This window comes from Desulfotomaculum defluvii, assembly GCF_054657375.1.
In genome coordinates, this window is record NZ_BAAHYV010000007.1 from 828,638 (window position 1) to 850,882 (window position 22,245).

Sequence of the window (22,245 nt, forward strand, 5' to 3'; positions counted from 1 at the left end):
TGGTTCCAGGATGGCATAGGTAACCTACTGTAAAATTCTAATAATCTTTTACCTTTAGGTCAAACTAACAGAGAAAGGAAGTGAAGTATGGGTAGAACAAAAGAAACCACCCTCAAGATCACAGGCATGACCTGTGCTGCCTGCTCCAATAGGGTGGAACGTAGTTTAAAAAAACACCCGGGCATTCAAGAGGCAGCCGTCAACCTTGCCAATGAAACTGCTAGAATTACCTTTGATGCCTCTATAACTAACCCAGACGAAATAATACAGGCGGTAAAAGACACTGGCTATGGAGTAGTACAAAGCCATGTGGATTTAAAACTATCGGGTATGAGTTGTGCAGCCTGTGCCCAGCGTATTGAAAAGGTACTAAATAAATTAGATGGTGTGTCTAGGGCGACGGTCAACTTTGCCACCGAGACCGCCAGTGTTAAATTCAATAGTGCTGATATTACTGTAGCAGAGATTAAACGGGCAGTGGTAAATGCCGGATATAAAGTCGAAGAACTTGGTGATCGTAGTCCCACGGAACTGGAGCAAGCTGAACGGGAAAGAGAAATCAAACATCAGAAGAGATTAGTAATTTTTTCTTCTGTTCTATCTTTACCCCTATTGGTCTATATGTTTGTGATGCTCTTTAATGCCCATGATGTGGTACCGGCAATCATAATGAATCCTTCTTTCCAATTCATCATAGCTACTCCTATTCAATTTATCGCAGGGGCCAATTTTTATAAGGAAGCCTATGTAGCCCTAAAGGGACGCAGTGCCAATATGTCGGTGCTAGTTGCCCTCGGTACCTCTGCCGCCTACTTTTATAGTGTGGCTGCCACCTTCTTTCCACAGTGGGTAACGCATAGAGAAGTCTACTATGAAACTTCGGCAATTATTATTACCCTAATCCTTCTGGGAAAAACCTTGGAGACCATTGCTAAGGGCAGAACTTCGGAAGCCATAAAAAAACTATTAGATTTGCAGGCTAAAACCGCCACTGTCCTACGGGATGGGAAAGAAGTACAAATTCCAGTGGAAGATGTACAGGTAGGCGAACTCGTTATAGTGAAACCCGGTGAAAAAATTCCAGTAGATGGCATCATCAAAGAAGGCTACTCTACGGTGGATGAGTCCATGCTCACTGGGGAAAGTGTACCCGTGGATAAAAAGGCTGGGGATGATGTGATCGGTGCTACTATCAATAAACACGGCACCTTCAACTTTCAAGCAACCAAGGTGGGTCGAGATACTGCGCTGGCCCAAATCGTTAAAATAGTTGAACAAGCCCAAGGCTCCAAGGCACCTATACAGAGGATGGCAGATATCATTTCTGGCTATTTTGTGCCAGTTGTGGTTGTAGTAGCGATTATTACAATGGGAGCCTGGTACTACGGAGCTGACCCTGGCAACTTTACTAGGGCACTTACTAATTTTACAGCGGTGCTGGTCATTGCTTGCCCCTGTGCTTTAGGCTTGGCCACACCCACTTCAATTATGGTGGGTACTGGCAAGGGAGCTGAAAACGGTATCCTCATAAAAAGCGGTGAATATCTGGAAAAAGCCCATCAATTAAATGCTGTGGTGCTAGATAAAACTGGTACTATAACTAGGGGTGAGCCTACTCTTACCGATACAGTGGTACTGGATAAACGCTACTCTGAAGAAACCCTCTTAAAGATTGCCGCTGCGGTAGAAAAACTTTCAGAACATCCCCTAGCGCAAGCTATTGTAAAAGTTGCGGAAGATAAGGGATTGACCCTAGACAAACCGGACCATTTTGAAGCAATTCCGGGTCACGGGGTAAAGGGCAAGTTGAATGGGGAGCAGATTCTCCTGGGTACCCGCAAGCTAATGCAGGAAAATAAAATAGACATGAAGGAATACATCAGTAAGGTCGAAGGCTTAGAAGAGAAGGGCAAGACTGTAATGCTCATGGCCATTTCCGGCAAGCCTGCAGCTCTCATAGCGGTTGCAGATACCGTCAAGGAACATTCCCGGGAAGCTATTGCAGAACTCCAGAAAATGGGCATTGAAGTGTGGATGATTACAGGAGATAACACTCGTACTGCCCAGGCTATTGCTAAAGAGGTAGGAATTGACTATGTGCTGGCGGAAGTGCTACCCGAGGAAAAGGCCAAGGAAGTGGAGAAATTGCGTAGTCAAGGTAAAACTGTGGGTATGGTAGGTGATGGTATTAACGACGCCCCAGCTCTGGTCACTGCTGACGTAGGTTTTGCCATCGGCACTGGCACAGATGTAGCTATTGAGGCTGCTGACATTACTCTGATGCGGGGAGATCTGAGAGGTCTGGTGGCCAGCATTAAACTATCCCGTGCCACCATTAAAAACATTAAGCAAAACTTATTCTGGGCACTGTTCTATAACACGGTAGGAATTCCAGTAGCGGCTCTTGGGTTACTAAACCCGGTTATTGCCGGAGCTGCTATGGCTTTAAGTTCAGTTTCTGTAGTAAGCAATGCTTTGCGACTGAAGAAATTTGCCCCACAGTAGAACTTTTTCACACAGTCATACAAAAGAACCAACACCAGTTGTTGGTTCTTTTGTATTGATTTTGATAAAACGTGGCGTCCCCAAAGAACTGCACAAGGAGGTTGATGTTAAAAAAAGTGGACACTGAGCATCTGTTACATTACATTCAGCTAATTCCAAGCCATTCTTTCTACTGCAGATTGCAGGTCCTCCATGCTAGGAACTGTGTACCGTTTAGTCACATCAAGGCTGCTATGACCTGCCATCATAGCCACCTGGTCAATAGGGATACCTAAGTCTACAGCATTCTTGCAGAAGGTATGTCGGAGAGTGTGCGGGCTAACATCACTTAATCTAGCATTATAGGCGTAGCCCTCCACCAGTTTAAAGACCCCCCTGGTCCCGATGGGGTTGCCGTATCTGTTTGGGAAAAGAACTCCGCCTGCGTTTTCTTCAAACCACCTAGTCAATATCTTACGGATCGTTATGTTTAACGGAACCTCCCGGTACTTATTGCCCTTACCCGTGACCTTAATGTGGCCCGAGCGATCGTTTAGGACTATATCGTCAACACCCAGGACACATAATTCAGCCACCCGCAGACCTGCGTGTAGCAACAGGCCAAGGATGGCCTCGTCCCGTCTGCTACCACCCTCACGCACTGCCCTCATTAATGCAGTCTGTTCTGTCCTCAATAACCATTTAGGAACGGGAGTCTTGCTAACGGCCACTGGTTTTATGTCCTCGACAGGGTTGTCCTTGCATACCCCCTGTGTCACAAGCCAGCCAAAGAATAATCTTAAGCTCGTAAGGGCCCGATTAACCGTAGCAGGCGCAGCTCCCTTGCCCTGGCGGCCGCCATGTTCTTGTAAATGCTTGCGGTATTCCACCAGGTCAAGGGGTGAAACTCCTTGGGGGTTAAAGACTCTGGTTCTCTCGGTGATCCACTTTGCAAAACGCCGTACATCGCCCAAATATGCACGTGTAGATTGTCCTCTATCTTTGTTCTTAAGGTGATATTCAAAGCCTTTTAAAAGCCCTTCCAAATTATCAGAACCAAAATCCGCTAGATAAATAGTTTTTGCCATAAAATCGCCCCTTGAAATTTATTGGCCTTTTCTATATTATACCACTTTTAATTCTGAAAAACTATATTATCAGAACCAACATCTCCTTCTGATCTAATCGAAATTTAAATGCGCTTAAGCCTGTGAATAAAAATTGATAAACTGCAGATATTAAGATTGTTATGATTTGCTTTCACTAAAGGAGGTTTTTGCTATGGGAGTAGTCGTTGCTGCAACCAACAAGTACCAATCTTGCATAGACATTTGCCAAAAGTGTTCTCAGGCTTGCTATGAATGTTTAACCGCATGCTTTAATGAACCCGATGCCGCAGCAAGGAAAAACTGTATGAGTATGCTGGTGGAATGCGCTATGATGTGCCAACAATCCGCTGCTGAAATGTCAATGAACGCGCGGTTTGCAGCACAGCATTGCAAATTATGTGCCGATATCTGCGATGCCTGCGCCAAAGAATGTGAAGTATTTAAAGATGAACATTGTCAAGCCTGTGCTGCCATTTGCCGCCAATGTGCTGCTGAATGCAGAAAAATGGCTGGTATGTAAAACATAAAAATGAGATGCGATGTGCTCGCATCTCATTTTTATGTTATTTTTTCTCATCAGGGACAGTTTATTGCTTTTTGAACAACCCAGTCCCAATGTCTCCTTCAACTCGTGATAACATTAATTTTTGAAATTTGTCCATCCTATTTCGGTCGAGGGCAGAAAGATGAAAGTATAATTTGTCCATCCTCTTCTTGTAAAGATACCTACTACATAATAAAGCAAAAAAATCAGCAGGGCTTATCACGGCAAGCTGCCACAATCTTTCGATCTGCAAAGTGTCAATTGCTTCCTTCATGCTAAGAAGCAGATTCTCTTTTCCTTGTTTCATTTCATCACCCTTATGGAGTATATCACGGACATTAACTAATTTGTTAAATTCATAACCATTGCGACCCTACATACGACGGTTTTGTCTTGTGGAATATTTAGCCAAGACTTATATTAGATAATATTTATATTCTTACATACCCCAAGCATGTATGGTCAATTAGACTAACAACTTCTGGTGTTATATTATGTCGTTGGAATTCCAGTGATCACCTTTAGCTTCCAAGACATCTTCTAATAACTGATTCACCTGTTTGGGTTGCCAAACATATTCACGTTGGTAACTTGGCACCATGTAGTAATATTGTAGTAATTTATTAAGAGAAAAATCTTCCGATTGAATGGTATTCATCCCAAACCCTCCGATTGATAAAATATGACAGTTGATTATTAGTTAACCACAAATTTCCTCCCTTTATTTTGCCACATTACTACATTGTTCGCCAACCACTTTATTCTGGAGTTTACTTACTACATGGTAATAAAATTTCTTATGAATAATTGTTGTTGATATATTGTTAAAACTTACCTATTATATAGATATGAATTTAGACATTATATCAATCAAATGCAAAGGGGAAAATGTATGGGGCGAGTTATTTCAATTAACATTAGTCAGATTAGAGGAACAGATAAGACACAAGTTAATCAGGTGAAGATTATAGAAGGATGGGGTTTGGAAGGAGATGCTCACGGTGGCAACTGGGATAGGCAGATCAGCATTTTTCCTGTGGAAGCCCTTGAAAAGGTTCCTCTTGATAAAAAGGAAGAAGTATTAAGTGGGGGATTAACGGAAAATTTAACCATAGAAGGCATAGCTCCAGAAGAACTTAGAGTGGGTAGCAAAATTATGATTGGTGAAGCGGAAATCGAAATCCTACATATTGGCAAGGAAGAATTTAAAGAGCATGGCCGTCCTTACATAGTAAGTCGAGAGGGGCGTTTTGGCAAGGTCCTAAAAGGTGGTTTCGTTAGTATAGGTGACAAAGTGATCATAAACAAATAAAATGACGGGAGTGTACGGATTTTTGTGCCAATTCCACAAAAACTTGTACACTCCCGTCATTTACCACCTGCCAGCAATTATTAGTATTAACTGTTGGATTGAGTCGACCTGGCAGGAGATATGCTTTATATTTTTTAGAATTCGTTAGCAAACTGTTGAAATAAGTCTTCTCTTATTCTTTCGTGTTCTTCACGATTGCGAACCTGCTCATTTTCCAACAACTGCTTGTATAACCAGTAGTCGTATATGGCCTGAGTTAATGCCCGCACTCCTAACAATGAACAGTGCTTTTTACTCTCGGGTAGACCACCTAAGAATTCTACAACATCGTCATCAGTCAACTTCAAGGCATCTTCACATAGTTTTCCTTTGGCTAACTCCGTAACTGCACTGGAGGTTGCCACGGCTCCGGCACATCCATATACTCTAAATTTGATATCTTTTATTAGCTCGTCCTCAACCAAAATAGTAATCTCACAAATATCTCCGCAGCCTTCTTCGCCTATTTTGCCACGGCCATTATAATTATTTACCACTCCAACATTCCGGGGATTAGAGAAATGATCAATAGCTTTTTGACTATAATCAATCGAGAAGTTAATTTCATGTTCTTCCTTCAAGTCGGTCACCTCTTAAGTTAAATATAATTACCCATGATACTTCAAGTCTAAAATTGAAGTAAGATCTATTTCATAATATAACATTAAGCTCCAATGGTCAATTTCTCCAACAAATCAACTCAACCAGTAGTCGTATATGGCCTGAGTTAGTGCCCGCACTCCTAACAATGAACAGTGCTTTTTATTCTCGGGTAGACCGCCTAAAAATTCCACAACATCGTCATCAGTCAACTTCAAGGCATCTTCACATAATTTTCCTTTGACTAACTCAGTAAGTGCACTGGAGGTTGCCACGGCTTCGGCACATCCATCCACTATAAATTTAATGTCTTTTATTAATTCATCTTCAACCAAAATAGTAATCTCACAAATATCTCCGCAGCCTTCTTCGCCTATTTTGCCACGGCCATTATAATTATTTACCACTCCAACATTCCTGGGATTAGAGATATGATCAATAGTTTTTTCGCTATAATCAATCGAGAAGTTAATTTCATGTTCTTCCTTCAAGACGGTCACCTCTTGAGTTAAATATATTTATCTATGCACTTCGCATTTCTATAATCAACGCCTGACTTATTAGATGGTGCAAGTGAGTAAGTCTAGCGTCAAGTTTAAAATACTTGATGATATCATTAAGCTGATCCCAACAGTTGTGGCAAGGGCAGGCTATGAGCTTACAACCAGTGTCCACTATTTGGTCGGCCTTTAATTTGCCCTTGGACATGCGATAGGATTGGGAATCTTTACCCATTGCTAATAGTCCACCACCCCCACCACAACAGTAGTTATAGTTGCCATTGGGGGTCATTTCTCTAAATTCCATAACAACTTTCTTGAGTACATAGCGCAAAGTATCTCCTAAGTTTTCTTTGCGGACCATATTGCAAGGGTCATGTAGGGTAATGGGCTCGCTATGTATGGTTGGGTCTACATGTAAAAGATCTGCATCAAACCACTCTTTATATTTCTCAATAATGCTTTTGACAGGATAAAATGGGTCTTTTGTCCATACCTTTGGACCCCATTTTTGAGCCCTAGTGGCATGGCCGCACTCTGTTACGACAACTTCTTTTACTTTTAGTCGCTTTACTTCATCACCTATTCGCTTTGTTAAAATAGCGGATTCTTCATCGTTACCATTGAATAAACCGTAGTGTGTAGCATCCCACCATTGGCTGCTGCAGGTCCAATTTGCCCCCACATACCAAAAAATTTTGGCGATGCTTTGAACATCCTGAGGGTAATATTTGATTTCCCTGGGATCCCATAGGAATAAAAAGTCTGCTCCCTCTTTATCTACTGGGATTTTTGCATGGGGATCTCCTACTTCTGCCTGTAGTTCTTCTTCCATCCATTCTAGAGTGTCTAAATATTCCTCTTTTGTTACCTCCATTTGGTTACCAGTGTTAATCTGAGAATTAACCACATCTTGTAAAAATCCAGGTGCTAACAAGCCGAAATTACCTCTTAAGGTACGAATCACCGTTGCCACATCGACACCCATTGGACACTCCATTGTGCAACGCCCACACATCGTACAAGTCCAAATTAGCTTATTGTTCAGTGCAGCATCTTTTAATCCTAGAGCAATTTCACGGAGGATTTTACGTGGATCTGAGTTGTCATGAATACCGTTATACGGACAACCAGCGCTACACATACCGCAGGTAAGACAGTTATAAAAATCAAGCCTCTGCTTTTCTGTACACATCTTTTCGACAATAATATTTTTAAATTGCCAGTCTGCTCCACTCAAAAGTATTTCTGCCATTCTTTAATACCTCAAATTCCCTTCGATATTTTCTTTGAACTAAGTTAATTCAAGAATGTATAATCCAAGTATAGAATTGTATTGAAATCTGCGTCAATAAATATATTAAAAATAACCATACTGATGGGTGAATAATAGCACCCAATTTCTTTTTTGTCTCTTGTTATCATGAAGAACTATATTCTTTAATCAATTGGTTGTTCTTGCAAATTGAACATTCCCCAGTTTTGTTTCATAACCCCTCCTCCCTTAATTTATTTCACCAATACATTTCATTGTTGCACGTTTGCTTTCTTAATATCGGCAGGTAGGAATATCTTAAAGTCAATCAATTTCACAAAATGTTATTAACATATGTCAATAACCATATTAACCCTATTATTAGTGATAGTCAATAATAATTAAAATTATATTTATAACTATACTAGGTAAGCCATTTGAGGTAATGATGCATAATTGAGGAGCTAATGAAAATTGCGTGATCCTGTATAGTCGTATTAACGCATTGATAACTATATCGTTAAGGGTGATTCGATTCTTCCTAAAATTACTTAAATTCGAATCTAATACTGTAACACTATAATGTTTCTTGCCATATTATGTATTATTCTAAAGCAAAGGAGGATTACACATGGGATATTCATTCGGTGGTGGTACAGGATTCGGAGGCGGAGGATATTATGATCCTGCATTCATTGTCTTTCTAATCCTAATCCTACTCCTGCTCGGTACTCCTTATGGTTATTATGGCTCAGGTAAATAATAGGGCTAAGCATAACCAAAGCGCTCCATGGATAACTAACCATTTTATCAATGGTTAGTTATTCACTACATTTTTTTACAAAGATTATTGTTGCATATTGTAACATTCATAGGTTTTTCTAATATTATGTACTACATTAAGGCGAAGGAGGATTTTGCATGGGATATTTATTCGGTGGTGGTACGGGATGCGGAGGCGGAGGATATTATGATCCTGCATTCATAATTTTTCTGATCCTAATCCTACTCCTACTTGGTACACCCCAAGGCCCTTGTACTAGAAGCGAATAATCATGGGCGCGTAGCCCGAGATGATAATAGCTAACCATTGTTGTGGTTAGCTATTATTTGTAGTCATGAAGTTGTAAATTCCTTGTTTAAACCGGAGTTTAAAATATAGTACACGTTGAATCCTAATTTGGAGAGTATTACTTTGAGTTATTGGTTCTTATCTATGTGTGATAATTTCTTAAAAATTGTTCCTCTGAGATAACCTTAATACCATTTTGGTATAATAAAGCTGATGTAACACCCATACCCTGGACAATTGTACGCTCTACCCCGTTGGAGTTATTTTGAACTCGGTTGTAAATACAGGAACTACCGCAGGACGGGCTGCGTTCTTTTAGAATAGCCAGCTTGATGTTATTTTCTAGTGCAATTTGCAATACCTTTGAAGCCCCCTGTAAAAACTCTGTGGTGACTTCCCGACCACCCTCACATAGGCAGCGGGCACTGCCGGCTAATACTTGAAAACCATCTCCGGTTTCAATATCTACTGCTTCTCTTGGCGTTGACAGGCCACCTAGTTCCTCAGGACAAACAGTAAGGGCTTTTCCTTGTTCCACCAGTGCTAAAATTTCAGGAATCAAATTATCTCCACCGTGATATTTACATCGAATACCCGCCAAACAAGCGCTAACTAATATCATTTTCTCCCTCCTGTTCTTTTTCTATTGTATCACATTAATATAATGAGAATAATTTTTCTGTTTTCCTATTTAATAACGATAACAAGTTGATTGTATCAATACATAGTAATATAATTTATAATCATATTTAAAATTTTAAATGCGTAACTTTGTTACTCTATCCCTTTAACTTACTAAGGAGGGTCTGTCATGAAGCATTTTAACATCCATTCTAAGGAAAACATGGCCGGTGGTAAGAAAATTAAACTTAGTGATTTCAACCTATTCCAAACAGACCCAAGCGCTTCCGAAGCTCTGCTACTCCCAACCGAGGAAGGCTATCAGATTATTCCCCTAAGGCGAGACATTAAAAAACTATATATTGAGGTAACTACCCTCTGTAACTTTTCCTGTACCACCTGCATTCGCAACTCCTGGCAGGATGACATGGGCCAAATGGAGTGGACCACATTTGAACTGTTAGTAGAACAAATGCGTCAATTACCAGAGCTAGAGACCGTGCATTTTGGCGGTTTTGGAGAACCAATGAGTCATCCTCGCTTTTTCGATATGTTACGGGCTGTTAAGCTATTAGGACTGCGGGCCGAGATGATTACCAATGGCTCCTTCCTAACCCCAGAAAATATTAAAAAACTAATTAGTCTTTCCCTTGATGCAATTTTTATCTCCCTGGACGGCCCTGATGAAGAAGAATACAATCAAATACGCCAGACGGATTTTGCACCGGTAGTAGATAATATCAAAGCCTTAAATGCTGCTAAGGATTTAGCAAAAAGCAAACTACCAGAGCTAGGCATTGAATTTGTGGCTATGAAGAAGAACTTTCATAAACTAGCTAAACTCATTCGTTTATCGGTGGAATTAAAAGCCCGCCAGGTGATTGTCACCAATGTACTGCCTTATAATGAAGAAATGAAGGATGAAATTCTCTACGATTTAGATGATTCTCAACTTAATCATGGTCGAGATAACATTTTAGTCAAGGTGCATGCCAAGATGCCATATATGAAAATCCGTACTGATCGACAGTGCAAGTTTGTGGAGGACAAGGCCGCCACCATCACCTATCGAGGAGAGGTAGCCCCCTGTTATGCACTGATGCACGCCTACCATTGTTATATTTATGGTCGCAAAAAGGAAATGTCTCCCTTCTATTTGGGTAACGTAAATGAGAGTACCATAGGTGATATCTGGACTGACCCGTCTTATGTCAATTTCCGTAGCAAACTTAAGGATTTTAAAATCCCCTCCTGTACAGATTGTAAATATGTGGACGGTTGCTCCTACACCGACACCAACGAAGCGGACTGCTGGGGCAACTCTCCCTCCTGCGCTGACTGTCTTTGGTCCCGAAGGCTGATTGCTTGCCCTTAGTTTTTTAGGAAACTTTATGCTTAATAAGGTAGTTACGGCAAAGCTTCTCGCCGTATACCACGACTAAAATGATCTAGTATGTAAAAAATGATGGAGGAATAATTTTTGAATATAAGACTTGCTAGAGAAAGCGATTTACCAGCTATCATAGGTATTTACAATTCCACTGTTCCTTCTAGAATGGTTACAGCGGACACTGAACCGGTAACAGTTGAGAGCAGATTAGCCTGGTTTCGTGAACACGATCCTAATAATCGTCCTATCTGGGTCGCAGAAGACGGCGGCACGATCATGGGTTGGTTAAGTTTGTCATCTTTTTATAACAGGCCTGCCTATAATGCTACCACTGAGGTTAGTATTTATATTGCTGAAGAGTACCGAGGCAAGGGCATAGGTAATAAATTGCTAACTAAGGCAATTTATGAATCACCACAATTTGGAATTACTACTCTATTAGCATTTATCTTTGGGCACAATGAGCCCAGTTTACATTTGTTTCGTAAGCACAATTTTGAACGATGGGGTTTTTTGCCCAAAGTGGCTGTTCTTGATGGTATAGATAGGGATTTGGTTATCCTAGGACTTCGAGTTGTATAATAAACTAAAAAACAATAAGTGCGACATGTTATGTTTCGTATCAGGTAATCACCTCATCTATAAAGAGTTTAGATGGGGTGATTATTTTCTTAGAATAATGAACGACTAAAATAGGCAAACTGAAATTAATATTATAAATTCTTATATACGAAGTAAAAAGAGGTGAAAGTGAAGCTATGTTGAAGCTTCCTGCTACCCAGAATAGAGTTATAAATAATACCAAGGCGATCATTAATCAAAAAAACGATCAAGAGATTAAGGACAGGATTAATAAATACAAGAACAAGAGCCAGGAAGAAATAGGTGACAGGATAAAAGAGTTAGATAAAGAATGGGATACAGAAAGAACATTAGAAACAAACTTCGGTGCTTTAGTTCTCCTTTCTACACTTTTGGGATACACAGTAAACAAGAAATGGTTTGCTTTAGGTGGCATCGCTTCTGCTTTTTTACTTCAACATGCTATACAAGGTTGGTGTCCGCCACTGCCGGTAATTAGAAATATCGGCATTAGGTCCTCTAAGGAAATAAACAGGGAGAAGAATGCTCTAAAAGTTTTAAGGGGAGACTATAGTTCTCTAATAAATAATACTGCAAGCTCTAATTCAGAATAAGCACCTAAATAAAAGAACTCCAGTTCATGTTTGAACGGAGTTCTTTTATTTAGGTATTATGCAGGTAGTCTTTTTGTGGTCGTCGGTAACCACCGGAGTAGTTGCTCTACGGACTCATTTTTAGGATTATTAAAGATTTCTTCTAATGGACCTGATTGCACTAATTTACCACTTTGAATGACAGTAATCTTATCGGCAAGGTAAGGTATCTCTTGGTAGTCATGGGTGACAAATAAAGTGGAGATTTTTAACTCTTTTAAAAGAGCTGCCAGATCTAATAGTAATTGTCCCCTGGTGGGGCTATCTAAACCACTAAAGGGTTCATCCAAAAACAGTATCTCCGGTTCTGAAGCCAGAGCTCTGGCAACACTTACCCTCTGAGCCTCCCCGCCAGAGAGGAATTTTACCTTCCCATCAGCTAGATGTTCAATAGAAAGTTTGTTTAACCAGAGTTCGACCCGATCAAAAATTTCCTGTTTAGTAAAACGGCCGCGCAGTTTTAAGCCTATTTCAATATTTTTTCTCACAGACATATCCAATAGTAGCGGTTGTTGAAATACGTAAGCCATTCTTTTTCTAAAGTCACGGATATTCTTTTTATTAACCATTTCACCTTTGAAATAGATTTGTCCATTTGTTGGCGCTTGAAGTAGTGCCATAATTTGCATCAAAGTGGTTTTACCTGCACCGTTTAAACCGATTAAGGCTGTTATTTCTCCTTCTTGCAGATCAACATAATCCACATCCAGAATAATTCTGCCATTTCGATTAAATTTAATACCCTCTGCTGCTAAAACTGTCACAATGATCACCTCCCGCGTTGCTGAGCTGCAGTTAGAACAGCAGTTACAAAAAATGCTATCATCAAGAGTATCAAACTTAAAGCCATTGCTAACTCCTGGTTGCCTTTATTAACCTCTAAGACTGTGGCCGTGGTTAGGGTTCTGGTGTAACCAACCAGGTTGCCACCAACCATTGTAGATGCGCCAATTTCCGATACTGCACCCCCGAAACCAGCCATTACTGCAGCCAATAGTCCTAGACGAGCTTCCCTTGCCATCAACCATAACAGTTGTATTTTTGAGGCACCTAGGGATAATATTTGTAGTTTAAGCTTTGGGTGAAGCTGCTGGAATGCTGCCAGTGTAAATCCTGTTACAATAGGAGAAGCGATAATTCCTTGGGCTACAATCATTGCTGTAGGTGTATAGAGTAGACCTAATAGGCCCAAAGGACCATAGCGACTAAACATCAACCATACTACAAGTCCAACTACTACAGGGGGCAAGCCCATGCCGAAGTTTACTACACTAACAAAGAAGTTTCTACCGGGAAAAGAAGCAAGAGCAAGTATAAAGCCTACTGGCACCCCGATTAATACGGCGATTAATGTGGCAGTACCTGATACTCTAAGGGTAAAGAATGCTATTTCTAATACTTCTCTATCACCAGAGAGCAAAAGTTTAAGAGCAGTTAGAAAGCCTTCCACAAATACGTCCATTAAATTCCCCCTCAATAAACTAAAAAATTCCGCACAAAAGTGCGGAAAAATTAGCGAGTTTCTCCTTTCCACACGGGAGGCTCACCCGTTTCCAGGTAAACCCTATCGGTCTGCTAACCATGATACATTATATCTTTAGGTTGGCACACTCGGAGGCTTTATAGACAATATTCTAGGTATGTAGTTAAAAACCTTCTGCTTATATCAAATTAATTAGTATTACGAATAATTGGTTAAGTCAAGTGGTAATAGACATAAAATCAGACCGCTAAGATATTTAGCAAGGAATCATGCCGCATTCCTCTAATATGGCATGACCCTCCTGACCAGTTAGAAGGTCTACAAATTTCATTGCTAAGTCAAGGTGCTGGGTGGTTTTACTAATGCCCACGGCAAATTCTATTGGTTTGCCGTGGATAATAATATTCTTACTGGGTATTTTGCTTTCAACAGACACCGCTGCTTGATCATAATAATCCGCATAGGCAGGGTTAGAAAGATTAATCCTGGCAGGTAAGGTAATATAGGGAAAACCCAGTTGTTTTGCTTCCGAAGAATATAAAAAAGCGTAATCAACCTTTCCTTCAAGTAAAGCTCCGGCTAGATCCAGTGATTTTGGGTAAGTAGTGTAGTGGGTGCAAGCATTCTCTAATTCTTTAGAAAGTCCTGGTCTGTTGTAGAGATTTTCAGCCAGTTGCCAAACCATCAATGTTCTATAGCCACAGGGGTCAAGGTTATGATCGGAACGAGCAAAGCTCACTTCTGGTTGAAGTAATATATCAGCCCAGTTTTCTGAAGTTATTTCTTTGCTGCCCTTTGAGAAATGATCATAACCAATAACAATTTGATCCGTAGCAAAAACAAAATAATTTTCTACTAGATCAGGTACCAACAACTCTGCAAATAGTGCCTGATCAGCAAGTGCAATGATGTCGCATTTCTCTCCGGCAAGTAACATTTTAGCACCTTCCCTTGAACCGATACCTTTCATTTCTAATGTTATTTTGGGATTTTCTACAGAGAATGCCTTGATGCAATTGCCAATAACCCTGTGTAAGGCCCCGGCATTCAGTATTTTTAGGAAATAATCCTTATTAGACATCTACTGGTACCCCCATTTACTTACAATTTTATATGTTGTTCATATGTTTTTAGAAAATTACTAAGTTTTTCCTTTTGTTCTTGGATATTTACTACCCATTGACTTAACAATGCCTCTCCATTCTTTGTAATGGTATAGAGACGTCTGCCGGGTCCTGAAGGACCAGTCTCCCAGCGTGAATTTACAAGTTCCTCCTTATCCATACGTCGTAAGTGGCGATAGATTGTGGCTGGATCAACTTCTCCAATTGTAAAATCTGCATCATTCAGTCTCTGTATAAGTTCGTAACCATGTGATGATTTCAACTGTAAAAGTAAAAGTAACTGAGCTTCTATAAGCCGGTCACTGGAAAGAGTGGCTTTTAGTAAGTGACTCATAGCTTTACACCTCAACTATATTCATATTGCACTTAAAATTAAAATTAATATAGCACAGTGAATTTTTGTTTTCAATTTTATTTTTGCTCCCTTTTCTTACAGTCAGTATGTTTATATTTTATGATACGCAAACAAAAAACCGCACTTTGTGCGGCTGATATGAGTAGATACACTACATAGTTTCATATTAGTTCTGAAATAATGCTTGACCTAAATTGGCTCTATTGGTTTTTATGTGCCTCTTGTTAATTTCTTCATTAATATCAACGAGAAGTTTTTGTACCCTATTAACAGGTTCTAAATCAATTATGATTAAAACTGACTTAAGAACCTCAACGTTTCTTTTTACTTTTGCATGTAAATCTAATAACTCTTGGTTAGTTAGTTTGGTTAATTTCATAATTCTCACTCCTAAGTTTGTTCAATAATATGTGAACCAATTCACTTAAAATATAATACATATCTTATATTTAAACAATGTTATTGAAGTAAGTTCTAATCTTAAATTGATTCTGATTATATGAAATTAGCAAATACTTGCTTTTGGTTGAATAATCAAAACCTGGTTTTACAAAACACACGTGAAGACAGCCTTTAATAGACTGTCTCCTTAGTAATATTCTTGAAGCATCCATTTACTTCTATTACTCAATCAGTACCTTAGTGCCCACAGGCACCAATTTGTACAGCTCCAAAATATCATGATTACTTAATCTGATACACCCACCTGAAGCATGAGTACCGATAGAATCAGGCTCATTGGTACCGTGTATGCCATACTTATGACCACTAGGAGCCCTTTCATCATCATTTGCCCGCTTGTCCTTTACATCGGACACGGCCAGTCCCAGCCAACGGGGACCATAAAGATCATCAGGATGATTCCCTTCTTTTATGTGCATTTTGTTTACTATTTTAAAAGAACCTTCCGGTGTATAATACTCTTTTTTCCCTGTGGCAACAGGATACTTTTTTACCAGGGAACCTTGATCAAAATAATAAAGTGAATTTGTTTGTTTGTTAATAATTATTAATTTGTCTTTAGTACGGGGATTTGGATAAGAAGCCAACAATTTTATTTCCGGGGTTAGACTTAACAAATAACTGTTATTTTGACCCTTTATCAGCAAACCGTCTTTAATATAGGTCCCTTTCAATGGGAGGGCTTCTTTTTGTTTGTTTTTAATTCTGGAAGTCCCTGAAAATGAGTTGTCTTTTGTAGTAAAGACTTTATTAGATAAACCAGCGGTAACTGTTATTTGATTATCATTTGCTGTAACCAGATATTGATCATGACGATAAATAACTTGATTTTCTTGCAAAGGTTTTTTAAAGGGAGCATTTTGACATCCAGAAACAAAATATAGAGTTGATACAATAACAAGAGAAACCAGAAGTAAGACCTTTTTCATTTTCTTCCCTCCTTTGGCCAGTAATTTTATTGTTCACATCGTAGGAAGGAGATATAGTAACGAAATGAAGGAATCATCTGGTTTAGATTCACAATACCAATAAGTTTAGAAAACATTTCAACATATCAGTTTGAACGCATATGGAAACCCTAAAATTGTACAGAAATGCTTAATTATTTTTTATATAAAGAAAGGAGGTGACGATGTGGTTATAGACTTTATGCGTCAAGAAAAATTAGCCCCACTATGGACTGTATTAAGGGTATGGCTGGGTTATCAGTGGCTCCAGGCAGGTCTTCATAAAGTGTCTGATCCTGCCTGGATGCAAGGTGGAGCAGCTTTGAAAGGCTTCTGGGGTAAAGCTATTGGGCCAACCTCTGGTGTAAAATATGGTTGGTATAAAAGTTTTCTTCAATCTTTAATGGACGCTGGAGCTTACACCTGGTTTGCTAAATTAATAGTTTTTGGAGAAATACTAGTAGGAATTGCCTTGATCCTAGGGGCAGTCACTGTGGTTGCATTACTTCTCTCAGCCTTTATGAATATTAACTTCATGCTTGCGGGAAGTGCCAGTACAAACCCTGTACTATATACAGTGGCGATTATACTTCTTATTGCTGGCCCTGCTGCATATCGGTATGGAGTAGATTACTTTATTAGACACGGACGTGATAGATATAGGGGACCTATCCAAGAAACCTAATATTATATAAGGCTGTTGCAAAACGAGTAAGTTTTGCAACAGGTACCTATATTACTGGCTATTCTGTATGATTAATACTTGGTAACATCTTCACATTAGCTTAATAATGTGTCAAAATGGGAGTATTATTTATTTATAAGATAGTTTGGAGCGAACCTTAAAATGTATGTGTTTTCTATCGTGCTTATCGTAGCATCTAATATTTTGTATAATATTTGCCAAAAAATGACACCCCAGAAAGCCAATCCTTTTACTGCCTTACTTATTACATATGTGACCGCGGTAGCCCTGGTGTTTTTTGCCTTCAAATTTTCTAAAACTAATCAAGGTTTTTTTCAATCACTTACGGAGTTAAACTGGACAAGCATAGCACTTGGTGTTGCCATTGTCGGTTTGGAACTTGGGTATTTAATGGCCTATAGAGCTGGTTGGAATATAGGCATAGGCTCCTTGGTAGCAAATATTATTCTAGCCATTATGCTTATTCCAATAGGAGTATTCCTTTTTAAGGAAGGATTTGGCCTTAATAAAATAATTGGTACCTTCTTTTGTATTATTGGGTTAATTCTTATTAATAAGTAAGAAAACTATTGCTACAAAAAAGCATTTTTGAATGGAGATAAATATGCAGAATAAAGAATTGAAACAAGGAATCCATGATTCAATCCCCATTATTTTGGGCTATTTACCCTTGGGAGTTGCCTTTGGGGTATTGGCAAATCAAGTTGGCATGTCAATTATTCAGGCTACAATGATGTCGGTTCTATGTTTTACAGGAGCCGGTCAATATATCGCCCTTGGGGTGATGCAAGTGGGAGGTGCAGTATTCACCATAATCGTTGCCAATGCTTTAGTGAATTTACGGTATTTATTATTTTCTACATCCCTTGTGCCCTACTTAAAGGGACAAGTTCCTACTCCCATTGGTACCTTGCTGTCTTATGGACTGACTGATGAAACTTATGCAGTAGCAATGAACCGCTATCAAGATCATCCGCCCACTGCCTCCTACATGGCCGCTCTTAATATATGCTCACATCTTGGCTGGATCACCAGTACATTATTGGGAGCCATACTGGGTAGTTTTATTGGTGATACAGATCGTTTGGGCCTGAACTTTACCCTGCCAGCGATGTATATCTGTTTATTAGTCTTTATAGTTAACCGTAAATCCGATGTTATTGTGGCCTTAGCCTCGGCGTTGTTATGTTTACTAATTGGCTATCTTCTGCCAGCTACTATGGGAAACATGTTTAATATTATTATTGCGACGGTTATTGCGGCCAGTTTGGGGGTGTTCATCAGTGAGCGAGACTAGTATATGGATCATGATCATTGGCGCTTCAGTGGTGTCTATCTTGCCACGTATTTTGCCGGTTGCTTTGTTTTCTCGCTTTAATTTTCCCGAACCACTAAAACGGTGGTTATCTTATGTCGCCCCCGCAGTATTAGGCGGTTTAACCGCCCTAAGTATCTTGGCACCGGAGGGAGCTATTAATATCAGCATTCATAACCTATATATCTGGGCCTTCATCCCCACACTGCTGATCGCCATGAAAACCAAAAGCCTTTTCTATAGTTTATTAGTTGGCATTGTAACCATGGCTCTATTGTATAATTTTGTGTGAAATTTTCTTTGTCTCCCAGGAGTACAGATAGCTCCCCCTTTACATTAGATATTTGTAGAGGGGGTTATTTTATTTGCACTTTATATATTATATAAATGAGTCGGCTAGATTAACATAAACTGTTATTGAGCAACATACTTATAAGCCTAAATTAACTCATAGTACCTCTTGGGGGGATTTATCGATGACATTATGCCAATTAGGTGATGAGCAGCAAAAGCATCTGCGAGATAAGCTAGAAGAACTAACAATTAAGACTAATAATATCGTTGCTTCGCTAGACCATAAAGAAGGATGTTTACTATGTGAGATCACTGCTATAAAGAAACTGGTACTGGAGTTAGATGAATTGGTCTCTCTTTATCACTTTCAGACGTCCTTTTTTCCGGCCATCACTGGAATAGAGGAAATCTTGATGGCAGTCTCTAACCTGTCGAAAAAAGGATATGGTGCACTGATTGCTATAGAACAGAATGATAGCTTGGAACAATTTATTATTGCTTGCAACATTACTGGTACTTCTATTAATGCAGAAATATCGGCAGTACTTTTGGAAACTATCTTCTTTCCAGGAAATCCTTTGCACGATGGAGCGGTAATCATTAGTGATGGGAAAATAGTATCTGCAGGTTGTGTACTTCCTTTATCCACTGATAAATACACTAAGGATAGGAAAAAAATTGGGACACGTCACCGTGCCGCCCTTGGCCTAAGCAACCTTACCGACGCTATAATTATTGCTGTTTCAGAGGAAACAAGAAATGTATCTGTAATTCAACATGGTATTTTGCATCCAATTGTGGTTTCAATGTGCGAAGAAGGTATTAAGCAAAACATACATTCTACTGCCATCAACCAACTATCTGCAAGTATGAAGTCTGCCTATGTTACTACAAATCCTTGATGATAGTAGCTATCCTTGGACAAGGACTCTCCTAAAACTTATTAAGCTGGATGACGGATCAGGTCACTAGCGGTTTAGTGACTTCCTCCTGGGGTTACTAAACCCCTTCTTGATAAAACTCCGGAATAAAGCTATCTGATGCAGTCTCTCCTTCTTGAATAAAGCCATTTTCTATACCTAAAGAGATGGCATAATCTACCAGTTCGTTATATTCTTTAGCCGTGACTCTTCGATCAAGCTCAGGATATTTTTTCACCTGGGCTAATGGAGTGTATTGATTCATAATGCTTATGAAAATTGTGTCTCCAAAGCTTTCATATAAATATTTGATGATTTCCTTTGAATCTTCTAGATAACCAGGAAGTAATAAATGTCTAACAATAACACCTTTTATCATTATGCCATGTTCATTGAACGAAGGTTCACCTACTTGACGCACCATCTCCCTGATTGCTTCGGAGGCATATTCAAAATAATTCTCAACATTAGAATACTTCTTGGAAATATCCTTTGCCATATATTTAAAATCCGGCAGATAAACATCTACATAACCAGTCAGTAATTTTAATGTTTCTGCTTTTTCATAGCCGCTGCAATTATATACAATTGGTAAAGAAAGGCCCTTTTTCCGCGAAAGTTTGATAGCATCAATAATTTGTGGTACGTAATGGCTTGGCGTCACTAAATTAATATTATTTGCTTTTCGCTCCTGAAGTTCTTTAAAAATATCGGCTAGCCGTTCTACGGTGATTTTCTTGCCAACCAGTCCCTTTGCTATATTATAATTTTGGCAATAAACGCAGCCCATTGAACATCCTGAAAAAAATACAGTTCCTGACCCGTTTTCTCCAGAGATGCAAGGTTCCTCCCACATATGTAGAGCAGCTCTTGCCACAACTAATTCTGCCGTTTCTCTACAATATCCCTTTTGTCCATGGGTACGATCTACATGACAATTTCTCGGACACAAGGTGCAATCATCTAATAATTTTGTGCTCATTCTTATAATTCTTTCCTTATATTAATAATTTACTTCAATTATACCTGAAGCCCTAAAAATAGAAAAACAGTATCCAAATTTATCTGGACACTGTTATTTTTTGTCCATTTCAAAGATAAGACTCAAAGGGTATATCTAAAAGGGGATATTTCTTAGCCTCAGTATCTTCAAAATGCCACCATTCGTTACCTATCCTTTTAAAACCGTGTTTAACCATAACCCTACCCAGTAGTTCACGGTTATTAATGAGTTTCTGTTCTGTACTGTAGTAATTAATCCTGGATCTTATACTAAACTCATCAAATTTAGATGGCATTGGAAGTTCATTACCTTTTTCATCCACCAGGGTGATATCTACCGCAGCACCCCTGTTATGGTTGGAACCCTTTTCTGGATCAGCTAGGAAGGTTTTGTTTTCTGCGGCATTATAGAGTACCCTTTGGGCAGAATAGGGTCTATAGGCATCATATATTTTTATTCTGTAGCCAAGCTGCTTAAAATCATTGTTGGCAGAGATCAGTTTTTGTGCCGTATTCCTATGGATTAAACAGATGGCTTGACTATAAATCTTTTTACCTGTGAAATTATCTGTAGAGGCATATTTTAAGTCATAAAAAAAGGAATCATCCAACTCAGTGAGTTTTACCAAATCAGCATGATACTCTTCACTGTTTAACTTGTTCTGATATTCTTCCATCGAGACAGAATTTTTCTGGGGAGTGGTACCAAGAAAGAGTTTAAACGATGGGTTATTAGCTAATTTACTGTGGTTGTTAGGTAAATCCGCCACTAGGAAAAATACAAGAGCAACTAAAAAAATATATATAGCCTTCATTGTGGCCTCCTCATTAATTTCAATAGTTGCTCTTTATTGTTCCATCTAAAGTTCTAAAGCATGTAAGATTTAACAGTTTCATAAAAAGTAACTCGTATAAGAACAAATTAACGTTCTTGTACGAGTTAGCTTTGGTTCAAAACGGGTATTTTTTTAGGCATCAGAGGGACAATTCGGCTAAAATTTTCTCCAATCGCTGTCTTTGCTCTTCTCTTTCTAATGGAAGGCCATACTGATAACAGTCAAGTACATCTGCATCCTTGACTATTTCCTCTAGGGGAGACCCTACTTCCTTTTTATTACTGTGGTTTTTTGCTGCTTGTGCCAGTAACTCAATCTCGTTAGGTGTAAAATATTTGCTTTCGGAAAGAAAAGCCTTCAGTGGCTCATAACATACACCAGCATGATCTTTTTGCTTTCCAGTGATAATTCGACCATAGTCGTGCACTGAGCATGCTATACTAGCCAGTTCTGGATCAACACCACGTTTTAATGCAAGAATCTGACCGATTTTTGCGCAACTTATCATGTGTATTCTTTCCCAGTTAAGAGGCAAATCCCTCTCTCGACCCTCATTTTCAAATTCACCAATTTTCTTCAACAGCAGGCCCTGTATTTTAAAAGCTTTATTCAAGAAAAACCCCTCCTTTGTAAGGTTTAT

Annotated in this window: 28 protein-coding genes and 1 riboswitch; of the genes, 13 read left to right on the forward strand and 15 right to left on the reverse strand. The window is 39.2% G+C overall.

What is annotated here, in order from left to right; all coding sequences use genetic code 11:
• The first annotated feature begins 87 nt into the window (after positions 1-87).
• On the forward strand, positions 88-2,505 hold the full coding sequence (locus tag ACYQ03_RS11160) for a heavy metal translocating P-type ATPase (RefSeq protein WP_459910015.1): 2,418 nt from the start codon (positions 88-90) through the stop codon (positions 2,503-2,505).
• A 149-nt stretch (positions 2,506-2,654) separates the two neighbouring features.
• Here the strand turns inward: ACYQ03_RS11160 and ACYQ03_RS11165 are convergent, their stop codons facing one another.
• Positions 2,655-3,572 carry a tyrosine-type recombinase/integrase gene (locus ACYQ03_RS11165; RefSeq protein ID WP_459910016.1) on the reverse strand — a complete coding sequence of 306 codons (918 nt, stop codon included), beginning with the start codon at positions 3,570-3,572 and terminating at the stop codon, positions 2,655-2,657.
• A 193-nt stretch (positions 3,573-3,765) separates the two neighbouring features.
• Here ACYQ03_RS11165 and ACYQ03_RS11170 point away from each other — a divergent pair, with 193 nt between their 5' ends.
• Positions 3,766-4,113, forward strand: coding sequence for a four-helix bundle copper-binding protein (locus ACYQ03_RS11170; protein ID WP_459910017.1), 348 nt, complete (start codon positions 3,766-3,768; stop codon positions 4,111-4,113).
• A gap of 511 nt (positions 4,114-4,624) precedes the next feature.
• Here ACYQ03_RS11170 and ACYQ03_RS11175 read toward each other — a convergent pair.
• Entirely contained in the window at positions 4,625-4,795 is a 171-nt protein-coding gene (locus tag ACYQ03_RS11175; protein ID WP_459910018.1) for a GmrSD restriction endonuclease domain-containing protein, read from the reverse strand.
• Positions 4,796-5,029: 234 nt separating this feature from the next.
• Between ACYQ03_RS11175 and ACYQ03_RS11180 the strand changes: the two genes are divergently transcribed.
• Entirely contained in the window at positions 5,030-5,449 is a 420-nt protein-coding gene (locus ACYQ03_RS11180; protein ID WP_459910019.1) for an MOSC domain-containing protein, read from the forward strand.
• Positions 5,450-5,583: 134 nt separating this feature from the next.
• Here ACYQ03_RS11180 and ACYQ03_RS11185 read toward each other — a convergent pair whose 3' ends face one another.
• From ACYQ03_RS11185 to ACYQ03_RS11195, 3 genes are all read right to left on the reverse strand, one after another.
• A complete protein-coding gene (locus ACYQ03_RS11185; protein ID WP_459910020.1) occupies positions 5,584-6,069 on the reverse strand; it encodes an iron-sulfur cluster assembly scaffold protein in 486 nt (161 codons plus the stop codon).
• Positions 6,070-6,183: 114 nt separating this feature from the next.
• Positions 6,184-6,579: an iron-sulfur cluster assembly scaffold protein gene (locus ACYQ03_RS11190; RefSeq protein ID WP_459910021.1), complete on the reverse strand. Its 396-nt coding sequence runs from the start codon at positions 6,577-6,579 to the stop codon at positions 6,184-6,186.
• Between the two features lie 31 nt (positions 6,580-6,610).
• Positions 6,611-7,843 carry a (Fe-S)-binding protein gene (locus ACYQ03_RS11195; protein WP_459910022.1) on the reverse strand — a complete coding sequence of 411 codons (1,233 nt, stop codon included), beginning with the start codon at positions 7,841-7,843 and terminating at the stop codon, positions 6,611-6,613.
• A 631-nt stretch (positions 7,844-8,474) separates the two neighbouring features.
• Between ACYQ03_RS11195 and ACYQ03_RS11200 the strand changes: the two genes are divergently transcribed.
• Together ACYQ03_RS11200 and ACYQ03_RS11205 are read left to right on the forward strand one after the other, a co-directional pair.
• Positions 8,475-8,606 (forward strand): hypothetical protein, encoded by a 132-nt coding sequence (locus ACYQ03_RS11200; RefSeq protein ID WP_459910023.1) that lies wholly within the window; start codon positions 8,475-8,477, stop codon positions 8,604-8,606.
• 158 nt (positions 8,607-8,764) lie between these two features.
• Positions 8,765-8,896 carry a hypothetical protein gene (locus tag ACYQ03_RS11205; protein WP_459910024.1) on the forward strand — a complete coding sequence of 44 codons (132 nt, stop codon included), beginning with the start codon at positions 8,765-8,767 and terminating at the stop codon, positions 8,894-8,896.
• A 161-nt stretch (positions 8,897-9,057) separates the two neighbouring features.
• Here ACYQ03_RS11205 and ACYQ03_RS11210 read toward each other — a convergent pair whose 3' ends face one another.
• Positions 9,058-9,537, reverse strand: coding sequence for a 2-thiouracil desulfurase family protein (locus ACYQ03_RS11210; protein WP_459910025.1), 480 nt, complete (start codon positions 9,535-9,537; stop codon positions 9,058-9,060).
• Between the two features lie 189 nt (positions 9,538-9,726).
• On the opposite strand from ACYQ03_RS11210, the gene ACYQ03_RS11215 reads away from it, so the two are divergent.
• The 3 genes from ACYQ03_RS11215 to ACYQ03_RS11225 all read left to right on the forward strand — a co-directional run bounded on the left by ACYQ03_RS11215 (position 9,727) and on the right by ACYQ03_RS11225 (position 12,122).
• Positions 9,727-10,911: a tungsten cofactor oxidoreductase radical SAM maturase gene (locus ACYQ03_RS11215; protein ID WP_459910026.1), complete on the forward strand. Its 1,185-nt coding sequence runs from the start codon at positions 9,727-9,729 to the stop codon at positions 10,909-10,911.
• 105 nt (positions 10,912-11,016) lie between these two features.
• The gene (locus ACYQ03_RS11220) at positions 11,017-11,508 is read left to right on the forward strand and encodes a GNAT family N-acetyltransferase (RefSeq protein WP_459910027.1); all 492 of its coding nucleotides are present in this window, start codon (positions 11,017-11,019) and stop codon (positions 11,506-11,508) included.
• Positions 11,509-11,684: 176 nt separating this feature from the next.
• The gene (locus ACYQ03_RS11225) at positions 11,685-12,122 is read left to right on the forward strand and encodes a DUF2892 domain-containing protein (RefSeq protein WP_459910028.1); all 438 of its coding nucleotides are present in this window, start codon (positions 11,685-11,687) and stop codon (positions 12,120-12,122) included.
• Between the two features lie 56 nt (positions 12,123-12,178).
• Here ACYQ03_RS11225 and ACYQ03_RS11230 read toward each other — a convergent pair whose 3' ends face one another.
• The 6 genes from ACYQ03_RS11230 to ACYQ03_RS11255 form a co-directional block, all read right to left on the reverse strand.
• Positions 12,179-12,925 carry an ATP-binding cassette domain-containing protein gene (locus ACYQ03_RS11230; RefSeq protein ID WP_459910029.1) on the reverse strand — a complete coding sequence of 249 codons (747 nt, stop codon included), beginning with the start codon at positions 12,923-12,925 and terminating at the stop codon, positions 12,179-12,181.
• A 5-nt stretch (positions 12,926-12,930) separates the two neighbouring features.
• A complete protein-coding gene (locus ACYQ03_RS11235) occupies positions 12,931-13,623 on the reverse strand; it encodes an ABC transporter permease (protein ID WP_459910030.1) in 693 nt (230 codons plus the stop codon).
• Between the two features lie 45 nt (positions 13,624-13,668).
• A riboswitch (molybdenum cofactor riboswitch) is annotated at positions 13,669-13,790 on the reverse strand.
• Positions 13,791-13,900: 110 nt separating this feature from the next.
• Positions 13,901-14,725, reverse strand: coding sequence for an extracellular solute-binding protein (locus ACYQ03_RS11240; RefSeq protein WP_459910031.1), 825 nt, complete (start codon positions 14,723-14,725; stop codon positions 13,901-13,903).
• A 20-nt stretch (positions 14,726-14,745) separates the two neighbouring features.
• A complete protein-coding gene (locus ACYQ03_RS11245) occupies positions 14,746-15,102 on the reverse strand; it encodes a PadR family transcriptional regulator (protein WP_459910032.1) in 357 nt (118 codons plus the stop codon).
• A 187-nt stretch (positions 15,103-15,289) separates the two neighbouring features.
• Positions 15,290-15,502: a hypothetical protein gene (locus ACYQ03_RS11250; protein ID WP_459910033.1), complete on the reverse strand. Its 213-nt coding sequence runs from the start codon at positions 15,500-15,502 to the stop codon at positions 15,290-15,292.
• A gap of 244 nt (positions 15,503-15,746) precedes the next feature.
• Complete coding sequence (locus ACYQ03_RS11255) at positions 15,747-16,514, reverse strand: L,D-transpeptidase (protein ID WP_459910034.1); 768 nt, start codon at positions 16,512-16,514, stop codon at positions 15,747-15,749.
• Between the two features lie 205 nt (positions 16,515-16,719).
• Between ACYQ03_RS11255 and ACYQ03_RS11260 the strand changes: the two genes are divergently transcribed.
• The 5 genes from ACYQ03_RS11260 (at position 16,720) to ACYQ03_RS11280 (ending at position 19,749) form a co-directional block, all read left to right on the forward strand.
• A complete protein-coding gene (locus tag ACYQ03_RS11260) occupies positions 16,720-17,217 on the forward strand; it encodes a DoxX family protein (RefSeq protein ID WP_459910035.1) in 498 nt (165 codons plus the stop codon).
• A gap of 162 nt (positions 17,218-17,379) precedes the next feature.
• Positions 17,380-17,799, forward strand: coding sequence for an EamA family transporter (locus ACYQ03_RS11265; protein ID WP_459910036.1), 420 nt, complete (start codon positions 17,380-17,382; stop codon positions 17,797-17,799).
• A 43-nt stretch (positions 17,800-17,842) separates the two neighbouring features.
• On the forward strand, positions 17,843-18,535 hold the full coding sequence (locus ACYQ03_RS11270) for an AzlC family ABC transporter permease (protein ID WP_459910037.1): 693 nt from the start codon (positions 17,843-17,845) through the stop codon (positions 18,533-18,535).
• Positions 18,522-18,845 carry an AzlD domain-containing protein gene (locus tag ACYQ03_RS11275; RefSeq protein WP_459910038.1) on the forward strand — a complete coding sequence of 108 codons (324 nt, stop codon included), beginning with the start codon at positions 18,522-18,524 and terminating at the stop codon, positions 18,843-18,845. Before ACYQ03_RS11270 ends, ACYQ03_RS11275 begins: the two co-directional genes overlap by 14 nt.
• A 184-nt stretch (positions 18,846-19,029) precedes the next feature.
• Complete coding sequence (locus tag ACYQ03_RS11280; RefSeq protein WP_459910039.1) at positions 19,030-19,749, forward strand: diadenylate cyclase; 720 nt, start codon at positions 19,030-19,032, stop codon at positions 19,747-19,749.
• Between the two features lie 97 nt (positions 19,750-19,846).
• Here the strand turns inward: ACYQ03_RS11280 and ACYQ03_RS11285 are convergent, their stop codons facing one another.
• The 3 genes from ACYQ03_RS11285 to ACYQ03_RS11295 all read right to left on the reverse strand — a co-directional run bounded on the left by ACYQ03_RS11285 (position 19,847) and on the right by ACYQ03_RS11295 (position 22,218).
• The gene (locus ACYQ03_RS11285) at positions 19,847-20,749 is read right to left on the reverse strand and encodes a radical SAM protein (protein ID WP_459910040.1); all 903 of its coding nucleotides are present in this window, start codon (positions 20,747-20,749) and stop codon (positions 19,847-19,849) included.
• A gap of 109 nt (positions 20,750-20,858) precedes the next feature.
• A complete protein-coding gene (gene ddpX / locus ACYQ03_RS11290; protein ID WP_459910041.1) occupies positions 20,859-21,584 on the reverse strand; it encodes a D-alanyl-D-alanine dipeptidase in 726 nt (241 codons plus the stop codon).
• A 160-nt stretch (positions 21,585-21,744) separates the two neighbouring features.
• On the reverse strand, positions 21,745-22,218 hold the full coding sequence (locus ACYQ03_RS11295) for an HD domain-containing protein (RefSeq protein ID WP_459910042.1): 474 nt from the start codon (positions 22,216-22,218) through the stop codon (positions 21,745-21,747).
• Between the last annotated feature and the right edge of the window lie 27 nt (positions 22,219-22,245).

Excerpts from the sequence above, each read along its gene's own strand:
- ACYQ03_RS11170 (WP_459910017.1), top strand. The coding sequence starts at position 3,766 with ATGGGAGTAGTCGTTGCTGCAACCAACAAGTACCAATCTTGCATAGAC.
- ACYQ03_RS11210 (WP_459910025.1), bottom strand. The coding sequence starts at position 9,537 with ATGATATTAGTTAGCGCTTGTTTGGCGGGTATTCGATGTAAATATCAC.
- ACYQ03_RS11215 (WP_459910026.1), top strand. The coding sequence starts at position 9,727 with ATGAAGCATTTTAACATCCATTCTAAGGAAAACATGGCCGGTGGTAAG.
- ACYQ03_RS11195 (WP_459910022.1), bottom strand. The coding sequence starts at position 7,843 with ATGGCAGAAATACTTTTGAGTGGAGCAGACTGGCAATTTAAAAATATT.
- ACYQ03_RS11270 (WP_459910037.1), top strand. The coding sequence starts at position 17,843 with ATGCAGAATAAAGAATTGAAACAAGGAATCCATGATTCAATCCCCATT.
- ACYQ03_RS11245 (WP_459910032.1), bottom strand. The coding sequence starts at position 15,102 with ATGAGTCACTTACTAAAAGCCACTCTTTCCAGTGACCGGCTTATAGAA.
- ACYQ03_RS11200 (WP_459910023.1), top strand. The coding sequence starts at position 8,475 with ATGGGATATTCATTCGGTGGTGGTACAGGATTCGGAGGCGGAGGATAT.
- ACYQ03_RS11205 (WP_459910024.1), top strand. The coding sequence starts at position 8,765 with ATGGGATATTTATTCGGTGGTGGTACGGGATGCGGAGGCGGAGGATAT.
- ACYQ03_RS11165 (WP_459910016.1), bottom strand. The coding sequence starts at position 3,572 with ATGGCAAAAACTATTTATCTAGCGGATTTTGGTTCTGATAATTTGGAA.
- ACYQ03_RS11240 (WP_459910031.1), bottom strand. The coding sequence starts at position 14,725 with ATGTCTAATAAGGATTATTTCCTAAAAATACTGAATGCCGGGGCCTTA.
- ACYQ03_RS11235 (WP_459910030.1), bottom strand. The coding sequence starts at position 13,623 with ATGGACGTATTTGTGGAAGGCTTTCTAACTGCTCTTAAACTTTTGCTC.
- ACYQ03_RS11280 (WP_459910039.1), top strand. The coding sequence starts at position 19,030 with ATGACATTATGCCAATTAGGTGATGAGCAGCAAAAGCATCTGCGAGAT.
- ACYQ03_RS11250 (WP_459910033.1), bottom strand. The coding sequence starts at position 15,502 with ATGAAATTAACCAAACTAACTAACCAAGAGTTATTAGATTTACATGCA.
- ACYQ03_RS11225 (WP_459910028.1), top strand. The coding sequence starts at position 11,685 with ATGTTGAAGCTTCCTGCTACCCAGAATAGAGTTATAAATAATACCAAG.
- ACYQ03_RS11255 (WP_459910034.1), bottom strand. The coding sequence starts at position 16,514 with ATGAAAAAGGTCTTACTTCTGGTTTCTCTTGTTATTGTATCAACTCTA.
- ACYQ03_RS11285 (WP_459910040.1), bottom strand. The coding sequence starts at position 20,749 with ATGAGCACAAAATTATTAGATGATTGCACCTTGTGTCCGAGAAATTGT.
- ACYQ03_RS11180 (WP_459910019.1), top strand. The coding sequence starts at position 5,030 with ATGGGGCGAGTTATTTCAATTAACATTAGTCAGATTAGAGGAACAGAT.
- ACYQ03_RS11175 (WP_459910018.1), bottom strand. The coding sequence starts at position 4,795 with ATGAATACCATTCAATCGGAAGATTTTTCTCTTAATAAATTACTACAA.
- ACYQ03_RS11265 (WP_459910036.1), top strand. The coding sequence starts at position 17,380 with ATGTATGTGTTTTCTATCGTGCTTATCGTAGCATCTAATATTTTGTAT.
- ddpX (WP_459910041.1), bottom strand. The coding sequence starts at position 21,584 with ATGAAGGCTATATATATTTTTTTAGTTGCTCTTGTATTTTTCCTAGTG.
- ACYQ03_RS11160 (WP_459910015.1), top strand. The coding sequence starts at position 88 with ATGGGTAGAACAAAAGAAACCACCCTCAAGATCACAGGCATGACCTGT.